At 69.1% G+C, this 15,212-nt stretch carries 1 protein-coding gene; it reads right to left on the bottom strand.

Going from position 1 to position 15,212, the window contains the following annotated elements; translation table 11 throughout:
- Positions 1 to 16: 16 nt before the first annotated feature.
- Entirely contained in the window at positions 17 to 15,067 is a 15,051-nt protein-coding gene (locus tag ACZLZQ_RS13120; RefSeq protein WP_472949726.1) for an Ig-like domain-containing protein, read from the bottom strand.
- Between the last annotated feature and the right edge of the window lie 145 nt (positions 15,068 to 15,212).

Below are 15,212 nucleotides of genomic sequence, written 5' to 3'. Positions count from 1 at the left end.
CCACTTGCGGGATGCTCTAGAAGCGGAGCGCGTTGTAGAGGTCGACAATGCCCTCGCCGATATCGGCAAGCTCGGCTCTCAGCTGCTGCGAGAACAGGGCGGCGCCCGCCGTCGTAGCCTCATCGCCCCGGAGGTTCTCCGTCACCGCCCCGCTGCGCACGTCGATGGTGATGACGCTCTGCGACACGGCCCCGTTCTCGTCCACCGCCTGGACTTTCAACGCGATCGTCTCGAGGCCCGCCGGTGGGTAGCCGAAGACGACGCCCCCGTTCTCAGACGACAGCCAGGCCGGCAGCGCGCGCCCGTCCGCCAGCGTCACCCGCGTTTCATGTCCGATCCGCGCGCCTTCGCGCGTCTCGCTTGCGGCCACCATCACGTAGAGGACGCCCTCGTTGATCGTGGTGTCGACGACGAAGGAGGTGCCGTCCCGTTGCGACAGCAGCTGCCCGATATCGGACCCGCCGAGAAAAGGCGCTGCGCTGAAGCTGTCGAGGCGGCCTCCTGTCTCGCTCCAGTCCGTCTGGGCCCGCACCGTGCGGGCGATCAGCTCGTCCGCCGGCATCCCGGCAAGGCCGTTGAGGTCCTGCATCGCGTCGATCGCGTTGTCGAGCGAGCGCTGCCCGACAGGCCCCGCATCGATGCTGCCAAGGCTGCCGACCGCCACCAGCACCTCGCCGTCGGCATCGACCGAGCGAACCGGCCGACCGATCGTCCTCAATGAAGCGTTCGCGTCCGGTCCGGGCGCGGGGACGTCGATATCGACCGTCACCGGTTCGGTGCGGCCAGGGCGAACGCCGATGGTCGCGCTGCCGGTGACCGTCGCCGTGCCATCGCTGACCGAGAAGCTGAAACTGTCGGAACCGGTATAGGCAGGCGTCGGCACGTAGCTGTAGCGGCCGTCCGGCGAAAGCGTCAGCGTGCCGTTCCGCGGCGCCTGCGTGACGGTGTAGACGAGCGGATCGCCATCGGGATCGAACCCGCCGAGCGTTCCGGTAGTCGGGCCGCCCGCCACCGCGTCGATGCGCAGCGGCGGCAGCATTGGCGCATCGTTGATAGCGGCCACTGCCCCGCCGACGCTGCCGGTGCTGGCAAGGCCGGCTGCGTTGCGGACGGTATAGCTGAAGCCCGCGGGACCGTTGTAGTTCGGCGACGGTGTGAAGCTCAGCGTTCCGTCCGGGTTCAGGGCGACCATGCCCGACGCGATCCGGACCGGCGCGCCGACCGCAATCGGCCGGCCGTCGATCTCGGTGACCGTCAGCCCGGTACCGTCGGGGTCGCGGTCGTTGCCGGTCACGTCAAGCGTCACGGTGCCGTCCTCCGGCACGGTGAAGCTGTCGGCGCCGGTCACCGGCAGGTCCGGCACGTCGGCGACCGAGACGCTGAACGTCTCGATCCGCGTCCCGCCCCGCCCGTCGGAGACCGCGACGGCAAAGCTGTCGCCGCCGTTGAAGTCGGCCGCCGGCGTGTAGGTGAAGGTCCCGTCGGCGTTGACGACGACGCTGCCGTGCGCCGGCGCCGCGGCAAGGGTGAACGTCACCGGATCGCCATCAACGTCGCGTGCCAGGATGGCACCGCTCAGCGGCCGGTCCTCGATCGCCGACAGGCGGGTCGGCGAGGTCACGACCGGTGCATCGTTTACCGCCGCGACCGATACGGTGACGGTGTAGACGACGGCCGTCGTCCCGTCGCTGACCGAATAGGTGAAGCTGTCGGAGCCGTCGAAGTCGGCGTTCGGCGTATAGGTGTAGCTACCATCGGCGCGCACCACCGCACGGCCGTTCGCCGCATCGGCCGCGAGCGCATAGGTCAGCGGCGCGCCTTCGGCGTCCACGGCCACCGGCAGCCGGCCGGTCAGCGGCTCGTCCTCGCGGGTCGCCGCCGAGACGTCGCTGCCCACCGGCGCCTCGTTCGGCCGGGTGACATCGACGACGACCCGCACGGTCGCGGTGCCCCCTTGGCCGTCGTCTAGGGCGACCTCGAAGCGAGCCTGTCCGGAAAAGTTCGGCGCCGGGGTAAAGCTGAAGCGCCCGTCGGGGTCGAGACGGACGGTTCCGCCGGGCGGCTGGGCGACCAGCCTGTAGGTCAGCCCATCGCCGTCGACGTCCCGGCCAAGGATCGCGCCAGACACCGGTTGCCCGACCTTGGTCGTCAGGCTGACATCGCTCGCCGTCGGCAGGTCGTTGCGGGCGTCGAGCAGAATGTCGGCGACGGAACTTGCCGATTGCGCACCGCCGGCGCCGGCATTGCCGCCATCGTTCGTCGTCATCGTCAGCCGCACCGTTCCCGTCGCGTCTTGCGCCGGCTGATAGACCGGCGCGTTCACTCCGGCGAGGAAGCCGTTGATCGACGCGAGCGTGCCGGTCAGCGTCAGGTGCGCCGTTCCCGATCCGCCGACCCGGACGCCGCCAGCGCCCGTCGCGATGAGCGTACCTAGGCTGACGTCGAGCGTGACGCTGATCGGGTTGCTGCCGGCGTCGGCATCCGCGACGGACAGGCCCGTTAGCCGCAGCGGGGTGTCCTCGACGGCATTGAACGTCGCCGGCAGCGTGTTCACCGGGGCGTCGTTCACTGCCGTGACGGCGCCCGAGACGGTGCCGATCGCGCGGCTGGGGCCGTCCGAAACCGTGTAGCTGAAGCGCACTGGCCCGCTATAGCCGGGCGTTGCGGTAAAGGTCAGCCTGCCGTCCGGTTCAAGCGTGACGCTGCCGCCGGTCACCGTGCGCGACTGGCCGGCGACAATGGTAATGCCGTCGATCTCGGTCACCGCCAGCGGATCGCCGTCGGCATCCCTGTCGTTGCCGAGCACCGCGAGAATGGCGGTGCCGTTCTCGGCGACCGTAAAGTCATCGGGGGCCGCCACCGGCACGTCGTTCACCGCGGTGACGTCGACCGTGACGGTATAAGGCACCGTCACCCCTCCGGACGTGACGGTGTAGGTGAAGCTGTCCGGGCCGTGATAGTCGGCCGCCGGCGTATAGCGGAAGGTGCCGTCGGCGCGGACCTGCAGGTCGCCATGCGCCGGTGGGGTGCCGATCCCGTAGACGACGGGGTCACCGTCGGGATCGCTCGCCGCGGGCAGCGTCCCGGAATAGGCCGTATCCTCGGTCGCCGTGAAGCCGCTCGCCGACCCGACCGGGGGCTCGTCGGTGCCGGTCACCGTCACCGTCAACACTGCCTCAGCCGTGCCGCCCTGTCCGTCGCTGATGGCGTAGCGAACGCTGGTGGCGCGGGTCTCTCCCGCACCGAGGCCGATGAAGTCGGTGCCGGGCGCGAAGCGATAGGTGCCGTCGTCATTCAGCGTGAAGGAGCCGCCGGCCGACCCGGCGACCGCGGCGCCCACACCGGCGGCACTGCCGGCGACCGACGACACCATCAAGGCATCGCCGTCGGGATCGCGGTCTGCGCCACTGCCGTTGTCGGCGAGGACCGAACCCGAGACGGTGCTGTCCTGGCTCGTGGTCACCCGGTCATCGATGGCGATCGGCGGGGGATTGGTGACGACGATCGTGAAGCGCGCCGTGGTGAAGGCCCCGGCAGCGTCGGTGGCCTGGATGACGACCGCATAGCGGCCGCCGCCAAGCTGGCTGGCGTCCGCATCGACCGTCCCGGAGAGGACGCCCGTCATGCGGTCGAGCGTCAGCCCAGCCGGGAGGTTTGACGCGGTGTAGACGAGCGTGTCGCCATCAGCGTCGCTGAAATAGCCGGCGAGCGATACCGTCGTTCGCGCCGCATCCTGCAGCGCGAGATCAGGCACGGTCGTAGGGCCGGTAGGCCCGTCATTGACGGCCGCGACCGTGACGTTGACGGTGTAGAGGACGGCCGTGGACCCGTCACTGACCGTGTAGGTGAAGCTGTCGGCGCCGTTGAAGTCGGCGAACGGCACGTAGGTATAGTCGCCGTTCAGCGATATCGACACGGTGCCATGCGCCGGCGCGGCCGCCACAGCATAGCGCAGCGCGTCGCCATCGACGTCGCTGGCGAGCGGCAGCGTGCCGGAGGCGGAGCCGTCCTCCTGGAGAGAGATGGCGAGGTCGGCGCCGACCGGCGCGTCGTTCAGGCCGGTCACGGTGACGCTGAGAACCGCCTCGGCCGTGCCGCCGATGCCGTCCGAGACGGTGTAGACCACCGACGTCGTCCGTGTCTCGCCGCCGCGGAGATCCTTGAAGTCGGCGCCGGGATCGAAGCTGTAGCGGCCGTCGGCGCGGATGACGAACTGGCCGCCGCTGGAGCCGGTTACCCCGGCACCCACCCCAGCGGACGCCCCGCCGACGGCACTGACTGTCAGGACGTCGCCCTCGGGATCGCTGTCGTTGACGAGGAGGCTCGGCGATCCGCCGAAGCCGAGCCGCGTATTGGCGTCGGTCGTGGCGGTGTCGGGGCGGGCGATGGGCGCGTCGTTGGCGCCCGCGACGGTGATGCTGGTCGTCGCCGTCGGCGAGGCGAGGCCGGCGCTGTCGGTGGCGGTGAAGGCAAAGCTGCGCACGCCGGCTGTCGGGTTGTCGCTGGTGTTCTCGTAGCGCAGGCTGCCGATCAGCGCCTGCAGGTCGGCCGCGGGCATGGCGGTGCCGTCGCCCGCCGCGCTGGCGATGGCGAGCTTGCCCGCGCCGTCGTAGCGGAAGGCGAAGTTGGTGCCGCCGACGACGATGGTGCCGCTGGCCGCGGTGCCGCTGACGAACGCGACGGAACCGCCGAGGCGGATGATCTCGGCGGCGCCGTCACGTCCGGCACCGGTCACCATCAGCTGAAGCGCGACGATGTCGTCCTCGGCGTCGATAATGGCGGCAGCCGCATCCGCAAGGCGCACCGGGGCGTCGCCCTCGTTGAAGACGGCGGCATAGTCGACGCCGGCCGCCGGGCCGTTGAGGTCGACCGAGGCGGCATCACCAACGGCTGCGATCGCGATCGTCACCACCGCATCGGCGGTCCCGCCCTGGCCGTCGGAGATCTGGTAGACGAAGGACTGGGTGCCGTTGGCGTTGGGATTGGGCGTGAACGTCAACTGGCTCGCGCCGTTCCGCGTGATCGTGCCTTGCGCCAACACCACGCTGCCGCCGTCCGCAATCGCCACGCCGTTGATCGCCGTGATCGTCAGCGGATCCCCATCGGGGTCGACATCCGCGACGCCGTCGACGGTGTTCGTACCGGTGATCGGATCGAAGCTGACGGGCGTATCCTCCGTCGTCGTCACCCGGTCGTTGCCGGCGGTCGGCGCGGGGTTCGCGATCGTGTAGGCGAAGGTCCTATCGACGCCGAGCTGGCCGTCGCTGGCCGTCACGGTCACGCGGTAGACACCGCCCCCGACCTGGCTCGCGTCCGCCTTGAGACGGCCCGAGACGACGCCGGTTGCCGCATCGATCGTCAGCCCGTCTGGCAGACCCGTCGCCGAATAGGTCAGCGTGTCGCCGTCCGGATCGCTGAAGGCGTTGGCGAGCTCAAACCGGACGAGGCCGCCGTCGACACCGCTGCGCGCCGGGATGGTGGCAGCGGTCGGCGCGTCGTTGCCGGCCGCGACGGTGACGGTAATGCTGGCCGAGGCCGTGCCGCCATTGTCGTCGGCGATGCCGTAAGAGAAGGAGTCGGTGCCGTTGAAGTCGGCGTTCGGCGTATAGCGCAGGACGGTGCGCAGGACCCCGCCAACGGCCGTGTCGACGAGTTCGACCTGGCCGTGGGCGGTCGCGACCGGGCCGCCGCCCCGGGTGATCGCCGTGCCGTTGACGCTGACGATGCCGATCGGATCGCCGTCGGGATCGCTGTCATTGGCGAGGACGTCGATGTCGAGCGGGGTATCCTCGGCGGTCGTCCGGGTGTCGAACGCGGCCACCGGGGCGATGTTGGTGACGGTCAGGGTGCTCGAGAAAGACGCGCTGCCCCCTCGCCCGTCGGTCGCGGTGACCGCAAGGACATAGTTCTTCGACCCGGTCGCGCCGGACGCATTGGCGGCGATGGTGCCGGAAATCATACCGGTCGCGGGATCGAAGCTGAGGCCCGGCGGCAAGCCCGTGACGTCATAGGTCAGCTTGTCGCCATCGACGTCGCGGAACGAGCCGGAGAGGTCAAAGGAGACCGGCGCGCCATCACTGCGCACGAGCCTTGGCAGTGGGGTGCCTACTGGGGCATCGTTGACCGCTGTCACCGTGACGGCGACGGTCCCGGTGGCAAAGCCGCCCTGCCCGTCGGAGATACGGTAGGTGATGGTGTCGGAGCCGTTGAAATTAGCGTTCGGCCTGTAGGTCAGGCTGCCGCCCGTCCCGATGTCCACGGTACCGTTGGCGGCGGAGGCGGAGACGAGGGTCAGCGTGTCGCCGTCCGGATCGCTGTCGCGAGCGTTACCGCCGGCTGTGCCGTCGAGAACGTTGATGACGACGGCCGTGTCCTCGGCGGTCGTGGCGGCGTCGTCGACGGCCACGGGTGCCGGGTTCGTCACGCTATAGCGCAGGACGGCGCTCGTCGTCTGTCCGTCCGGGTCGGTGGCGGTGATCGTGATGCTGTAGACGCCGTCACGGGCCGGGCCCCCGAGGCTGGCATCGGCGCTGATCGTGCCGGTGATCCGGCCGGCGGCATCGAGCGTCAGGCCATCCGGGAGGCCCGTCGCGGCGAAGGTCAGGCTGTCGCCATCGGGATCGCGGAAGAAGACGGAGACGTCCACCGGCTTGTCGGTCAGCGACTGTCCGTCGAGGCCGCGATGGTCGGGGATCGTGGAAGCCGTCGGCGTGTCGTTGGCGCCGCCAACGGTGACGGTCAGCGTTGCGGTATCTTTAGTGCCGTTGGTATCCGTGATCTCGTAGCTCACCACCGTCGTCCGGCTCTCGCCCGCCTTCAGGTCGTCGAAGTCGGCGCCGGAATCGAAACTGTAGCTGCCATCGCTTTGGATAGTGAAGCGGCCGCCGTGCGATCCCCTGATTTCAGCACCGACCTGGTTGCCAACGCCCTCGACGGCCGTGACGCTCAGCGTCGCGCCGCCGTTGGCGAGATCGTTGGTGAGGACGTTGCCCGAGGCCCGCTGGTTTTCACCGGCCGTGTTGTTGTCGTCGACCGCCTCGGGCGTCGTGGCAGCGACCGTCCAGTCGAAGCTTCGGGTCACGGTTCCGCCTCGCCCGTCGTCGGCGGTGATGCTGGTCCGGTAAGTGTTGCCGACCGTCCCCGTGACATCGAGCACCCCGGAGATCCTGCCGGTAGCCGAGTCAAACGCAAGGCCCGGCGGCAGGCCGGTCGCCGCGAAGGTCAGCGCGTCGCCGTCAACGTCGCTGAAAAAGCTGCCGGCTTCGAAAGCGATCGTCTCATTGGTGCTGTCGGTCCGATCGAGCAACGGCCGGGCGCTCGGGGCGTCATTGACCGCCGTGACGGTCACCGTCACGCTGGCCGATGCGGTCCCGCCATTATCGTCCGAGACGGTGTAGAAAATCGTGTCGGTGCCGTTGAAGTTGGGGTTCGGCCTGTAGCTGATCACGCCGTTCTGGAAGGTCACGGTGCCATGCGCGGCAGAGGGCTCAACCACGGTCAGCGGGTCGAGGTCGGGATCGCTATCGTTGTCGAGGACGTCAATGTCGACCGCGTTGTCCTCGGCCGTCGTCGCCACATCGTTGACGGCTAACGGCGGCGGGTTCGCGACCGTCCACTGGAAGGACTGCGTCTGGGAGGCCCCGGAGGGGTCCGTGGCGGTGATCACCACCTGGTAGAGCCCGCCATTCACCTGGCTCGCCGCGTGATCGATCGTCCCGGTGAGGCGCCCGGCGGCATCCAGCGAGAGGCCCACCGGAAGGTTTGACGCGGTGAACGTCAGCACGTCACCGTCGACGTCGGTAAACAGCGGGGCGAGGTTGCGGTCGATGCTCTCGCCATCCACCGCCGTCAGCGCAGGCGCCGGACCGGTGGTCCGCGGCGCGTCGTTGGTACCGTTCACCGTCACCGTCACGGCCGCGGAATCCTCGCCGCCGTTCGGGTCTGCAAGTATGTAGTCGAACGATTCCGTGCCGGTGAAGTCGAGTTTCGGCACGAAGCGCAGTACGGCGCGACCGTTGGCATCCGTCACCAGCGTCACGGTGCCGTTCGGGGTAGCGACCGCCGGCCCGCCGAGGGTCAGCGCGGTACCGTTGACCCGGACGATCGTCAGCGTGTCGTTGTCAGCGTCGCGATCGTTGTCGCGGACGTCGATGTCGACAGCGGTCTCCTCGGCGGTCGTCGCGCTATCGTCGCGCGCGTCCGGCGGGATGTTGACGACGGTGTAGTTGAAGGTGACCGACGCTTGCGAAGGGCTGCCGTCGCTATTGGTCAGGCCATCCCGGGCGGTGACGGTGATGGCATAGTCCTGAACGCCGGACACGCCGGACGCGCCGGCATTGATGGTGCCGGAGATGAGGCCGGTCTGCTGGTCGATGGCGAGGCCGGCCGGCAGGCCGCTCGCGGTGTAGGTCAAGCTGTCGCCGTCGGGATCGGAGAAGAAGGCGGACGCGTCCAGATATTCCGGCTGCCCATCGGTGCGGGTCCGATCGGGAATGCCGGTGCCGATCGGCTGGTCATTGACCGAAACGACCGTGACGGCGACCGTCGCGGTTGCCGTGCCGCCATCCACGTCGGCGATGACGTAGGTGATGGTGTCCCGGCCGGTATAGTTGGCGTTCGGCGTGTAGGTGATCGCGCCATCGGGCGTGAAGGCCACGGTCCCGTGCGCCGCACTTGCCGACACCAGGCGGATCGGGTCGCCATCCGGGTCGCGGTCGGCACTGCCGCCGCTGGCGGTCCCATCGAGGACGTTGAACGAGACGGGGACGTCTTCGCTCGTCACCGCCGCGTCGTCGACGGCGACCGGCGCCGGGTTGGTGACCACGGCCGTGTAGGTGCCTGTCACCGTGGCGCCGCTCGGGTCTGTCGCGGTGATCGTCACGGTGTAGACGCCATCGCCGTTCGGACCACCGCGGCTGGCGCTGCGGTCGATGGTGCCGCTCACCTGTCCGCCGGCGCTGATCGTAAGGCCGGCCGGCAAGCCGGTCTGCGAAAAGGTCAGCCGGTCGCCATCTGCATCGGTGAAGTACTGCGACGCGTCGAAGCTCTCGGCTTCACCGTCCAGCCGCAGGCGGTTGGGCATCGCCGTGCTGGTCGGCGTGTCGTTCACGGCGGTGACGGTGACGGCGACGGTGTATTCGCGGCTGCCGCCCTGCCCGTCGCTGACGCTGTAGCTGAAGCGGTCGGTGCCGTTAAAGTTGGCTTTCGGCGTGTAGGTATAGGCGCCGCCGGGCGAGATCGTTACCGTGCCCGAGGCGGGCGCGGTGGTGCCGAGAGCATAGGTCGGCGTGTCGCCATCGGCGTCGATGGCCGTCGGCAACTGGCCGCTGACGGCGGTGTCCTCGGCGGTCGAGAGGCTCGTATCGCCGGCGGTCGGCGCGTCGTTGACCGCCGTCACCGTGCCGCTGACCGTCGCACTGGTGCTCAAGCTGCCGTCGGACACCGTGTAGTCGAAGCGGATCGGCCCGTTGTAATCCGCGGCCGGGCGGAAGGTAAGGCTGCCGTCGGCGTTCAGCGTGACGGTGCCGTGGCCGTTGCTGACGGCGACGGTGCCGCCGACACCGATCGACTGGCCGTCGATCGCGGTGATGGCCAGGGCGTCGCCCTCGGGATCGGCGTCGTTCTGTAAAGGGGTGAGGATAATCGCGGTGTCTTCCGCGGTGGTGAAGCTGTCGGCCTGCACCACCGGCGCATCGTTCACCGCGGTCACCGAACCCGAAACGCTCGCCGTCGCGCTGCCGCCCTTGCCGTCGGAGACCGTGTAGCTGAAGCCGACGGGCCCGTTGACGTCAGCGTCCGGCGTGAAGGTCAGTGTCCCATCGGCGTTCAGCGTCACCCGGCCGCCGGCGACCGCCAGCGTGTTGCCGGCCACAATGCTGGTGCCGTTGATCTCGATCACGCTGATCTCGTCGCGATCGACGTCGCTGTCATTGCCGAGGACGTCAATCACGACAGCGGTGTCCTCGGCCGTGACGAAGCTGTCGGCACGCGCCACGGGCGCGTCATTAACCGCGACGATCGTGCCGGACACCGTCGCCGTCGAGACGTTCCCCTGCCCGTCGGACACGGTGTAGGAAAACGAGACCGGTCCGTTGAAGTCGGCCGCCGGCACGAAGCGAAGCGTTCCGTCGGCATTGAGGGTGACGGTCCCGCCGACCGTTGCCACTGTCCCGCCCACCGCGATGGCGGTGCCGTCTATCGCCGTGATCGTCAGCGCGTCCCCGTCGGGATCGCTGTCGTTGGCAAGGACCGCGATCGTGGCCGTTCCGTCCTCGCTGGCCGAGAAGCTGTCGGCGCCGAGACGCGGCGCATCCTGCACCGCCGCCACCTCGATCAACGCAGTCGCGCTCGCCGTGCCGCTGCGGCCGTCCGAGATGGTGTAGCCGAAACGCACGGGACCGTTGACGTCGGCGGTCGGCGTGAAGGTCAGCGTCCCGTCGGCGTTCAGCCGGATGCTGCCGCCGGACACCGCCACCGATCCGCCGGCGACGATGCTCTGCCCGTCGATCGCCGTGACGGCGAGCGGATCGTTGTCGCGATCGCTGTCGTTGAGGCGCACGTCGAAGGTCACCGGCGTGTCCTCGGTCGCGGCAATGCGGTCGTCGGCGGCAACCGGCGCGGTCTCGACGGACGACACCGTGCCGGAGACCGTGCCCGTCGCCGTGCCGCCTTGCCCGTCCGACACGGTGTAGCGGAAGCTCGGATTGCCGCTATAGGGCGTCGTCGGCGTGAAGGTCAGCGTGCCGTCGGCGTTGAGCGCGACGCGCCCGCCGGTGACCGACACCGCCGGACCGCCCGCGGAGATCGTGGTGCCGTCGACCTCGGTTACCTGCAAGCTGCCGCCGTCGACATCCCGGTCGTTGGCGAGGACGTCGAGGGTCACCGCGGTCTTGTCGTCGGTGCTGAAGCTGTCGGCGCCGGCCACCGGCGCGTCGTTCACCGCGGTGACGCTGACCGTCGCCACCGCAACGTTCGAGCCGAGTGCGCCGTCGCTGACGGCGATGTTGATGCTGCGCGACACCGTCGACGGGTTCTCCGAGGTCGAGAGAAAGCGCACCTGGCCGAGCGCCGCGGCATAGGCCGCCTTCGACGCTGATCCCGACAGGGTCAGCGTCGCGGTCGCGCCGTCATAGCTGGCGCTGATGCCGGACGGCAGCGTGCCGCTGATCGCCAAGAGATCGCCCGCCTGTGCGTTGGCGATGACGATCGTGGCTGAGGTCAAGTTGGCGTTGTCGACGTCCGAGACCGACAGGTTGGCGCTGACCACCGCGACGCCGGCGCCATTCTCGGCATAGGCCACCGCCGTGCCGGTGCCCGACGCCCTCGCGTCGAGGTCGATCACCGGCGCGTCGTTCACCGCCGCCAGCGTGATCGCCACGCTGTCGACGTCGCTCATCGGCCCGCCCGGACCGGTATTGCCGCCGTCGTTCGTCGTCATCGTCAGCGTGACCGGGCCGTTAACGTCGGTCGCCGGCACGTAGACCGGGGCCGCTGCGCTGGCGAGGTAGGCGTTGAGGTTTGCGAGCGTCCCCGACAGCGTGAGGGTCCCTGTCCCCGATCCAGAGACCACCACACCGCCGCCCGAGACGGCGCCGAGGCTGCCCGAGGCGACCGCGAGCGTCACCGTCATCATGCCCGATCCCGCATCGCTGTCGGCGATCGACAGGCCGGTCAGCGTCAGTCTGTTGTCCTCGGTGCCGGAATAGCCCGCCGGCAGCGTGTTCACCGGGGCGTCGTTCACCTCAGCGACGGTGATCGTCGTCGTGTCGGTGTCGGAGAGCGATCCGCCGACGCCGGTATTGCCGTTGTCGCGCGTCGTCATCGTCAGCGTGACCGGGCCCGACGCGTTCGCCACCGGCACGAAGACCGGCGCCGATGCGCCCGCAAGAAAAGCGTTGAGCCCGGAAAGCGTGCCCGTAAGCGTCAGCGTCGCCGAACCCGAACCCGAGACCGTCACGCCGCCGCCGCTCGCCGCCGTCAGTGTCCCCGACCCGACGCCGAGGGTCACCGTCAAGGCGCCCGAGGCCGCGTCGGCATCCGAGATCGACAGGCCACTCAGCGTCAGGCGGGTGTTTTCGCCGGTGGTGAAGCCCGCCGGGAGGCCGTTTACCGGTGCATCGTTCACGGCCATAACGGCGATCGTCGTCGTCGCCGTGTTCGAGAGGAGGCCCCCGTCGCTGACATTGACGGTAACGGTTCGCGCGACGGTCGGCGGGGCGTCCGAGGTCGAGAGATAGTGCACCTGACGGATCGCCGCCTCGTAGCTGGCGCGGCTCGCCGTGCCGCTGAGCGTCACGGTAATGCGGCCGGCGACGTTGGTATCGGTCGCGACGCGGATGCCGGATGGCAGCGCGCCGTCGATGACCAGGAGATCGCCGGCCTGCGCATTCGTCAGCGTCACCACCGCCGCGGCCAGCGTGGTGCTGTCGGGATCGAACACGCTGAGTTGGGGACCACCCACCGAAACGCTGGCGCCGTTTTCGGAATAGGACGTCGCATAGTCGAAGTCAGGCGCGGTGACCGTCAGTGTCCCCGACACGCTGCTCGCGTAATTTCCGCCAGTATTGGTGAAGTCGATCGTATTGCCGCCCTGCACGAAGACCGGCAGCGTCACGGTGCCGCTGTCCGGCACCAGGCGCTCGAGCACGGTCGAACTGGTCGTCCGGGTGCCCCAGAACTCGATGCCCTGTGGCGTCAGGATCACCTGGACGCGCGGCAGCCGGTTCGTGTTGGCGAGTTGCGGACTGGCGACCTCCGCGCCGTCGGCGAAGCGCAACAGGACCTCGCCGGTGGAGCGCGAGTCGGCAACCAGCTGGAAGTCGGTGGCAGAATGGATCGCGCTGCCGTTGACCGCGATCTTGAACGAGCGCTCGATGGTCGAAAGGTTCAGCACGGCCCGCGTGCCCGCGACATCGAGGGGCGAAGCGACCGCAAAGTTCCAGGAGAAGGCGTTGTCGGCGCTGCCGAACAGCGCAATGTTCGGCGAGGCGCCGGAGAAGGTCCCGCCGGAAACGACGTCGCGGGAGCTCGATGACCCAGTGAGCGCGATCGCGGTCGGGGTGCCGCCGTCGAGATCGATCAGCGGCGGGCGCGCGTTGTAGCCGAAGTCGGCGCTGAGATCGCTGCCGCCGACGCGTGATATCGTGACGGCTTTCGTGGTGCCCGTCGTCGCCGGAGCGGTGCCGAGGACACCGCCGGCATCGGAAATGCGGACGACGTAGGCGCCCGGCAGGACGCTGGTGAACAGGTAGCGTCCGGCGGCGTCGGTGGTGTCGGTGGCCAGCACCCGCTCCCCGGCATCCGCCGTGCCATTGCCGTTGACGTCGTCGATCAGTTGGACCGTGACGCCGGACAGTCCGGTATCCCCTGCGCCGAACACGCCGTCGAGGTTGTTGTCGTCGAACACCCGGTCGCCGATCATGCCGGTCTGCGGCGTGAAGGTCGTGGCGTCGGACGGCGCCCCGAGCGGATTGGCGCCATTGGTGGTGATGGTAATCGCCGAGCCGATCAGCGCCCCCGTCACCGGGTCGATCTGCTGGAAGGACGCCCCGACGAGATAGGCGTTGCCTTCCGCGTCGCCGCCGCCCTGGAAGGTCGTGCTGCTGCCGGTGACGGTACTAAGGATTTCCCCTGAGGCAAGGTCATAGCGGGTAATCGTGGCGTCGCCCCCACTGATGCTCAGCAGCACGTTCTTGGCGGGATCGAGTGCGAAATCGCCCCAGTTGTTGCCGCCGCCGACGAGCGCCCCAAAAGTCGAGATCGCGGCGAGCGTGCGGCCGTTGTCGTTGAAGGTCAGGCGGTAGATCTGGTCGTCATTGCCGGAGACGTTCTCGACGCCGAGAAAGAGCGCGTTGTTGGCGAAGGCAGCCGCCCCGCCGCCCAGACCGCTGCTGCCCACCACAAGGCTTCTGCCGGCACCGTTGTCGGTGAGATCGCTGTCGATCAGGAGGTAGCTGTTGTTGACGTAGTCGTAGGCGAAAAGACCGCGGTTGGCGTTCTGCGAGGCGCTATCGGTGAAATAGATCAGGCCGTTCGCCTGGTCGGAGCCGAGCGAGTTCAGGGTGTTGCTGACGTCGATGCTGCCGATCGTCCCCGGCGCCGTCGAGATCGCGGTCGCCTTTCCGGTGGTGGCGTCGACGCTGTAGAAGGTGCGGCCCACCACCACGACGAAGGCGCCCTTGCCGGTGCTGGCGGACGCGTTGAGCGTCGCCTCGAAGGCGGCCTGGGTCGCCGCGTCGATGGCCACGCGGCTCTCGATCTGTCCGGTCTGGCGCTCCAGCACCCAATTGCCCTGTCGGTCGGCAGCGCCCGTCAAATCGGTCGAGGCGGCGATATCGGCGCCGGTCAGCCGGCCCAGCAGGTCGGTGGCGACCGCGCCGCGCGCGCCTTCGCCGAAATTGCAGCCGTAGACGAGGATGTCGGCATCGGCGGAGAGGCTCTCGCCGATCTCCTTCAGCGCCTGCGCGTGCTCGCCCGCCATCGACAGCGAATCCAGCGTCGCCGTGCCGAGGGAGAGCGTGCCGGCATTGCCGTGCGAGATGATGTGGAGAGCCGAAACGTCCCGGCGTCCGGAGAGCGCCGCGGCGATCTGCGCGACGCCGTCCCGGCCGGCATCGAGCACGACCACCTCGAAATTCCCACTAATGCCCGCGACGAGCTGGTCGGTTCCCTCGACCGTCGGATCGACGAAGACGATCTCTACCGGGCCGCGGGCGGGCGCCGTGTCCGCCGCCTGCGGCGTGCGCTCCGCCAAGGCTTCGCGGTGCACGCTCTCGACGGCGGGAGCGGGATGGGCGAGCGCCAGCGCCGCCGACAGCGCCGCTATGTCGTGGTGGCCGGACGCAGCGTCGGCGGATGCCGGGGCGCCACCCTCGTGCGCGCCTTGCTGGGACTTCTCCACCGTCTCCGCGCCGGCGCCGTCGAACGCGATCCGCGCCTCCAGTTCCATGAACATCGCGGCGTAGCGAGCCCCCGTGGAAGGCGTGGCTGCGGCTTGCTCCGGCGTCGCACGGGTCGGCTTGGCCTGCTCCGGCGTGGCACGGGCTGGCTTGGATTGACGGATTGCCATCGGACACTCTCCGCTGTCGGTCGCAAGGACCGCCTTTCGGTTCGATGCTCACCCGCCGCCTATCGAGCTGACCGCAGAACGCATCCCATGCGAGCAGAAACCATAAGTAGCGCAAGGCGAAAAGGGGGTTTTAGTAATCGGCTAA

This window comes from Mesocryomonas lacus, assembly GCF_055730105.2.
Note: the sequence above shows the minus strand (reverse complement) of the source record. Positions and strands in the feature narration are given on the sequence as shown.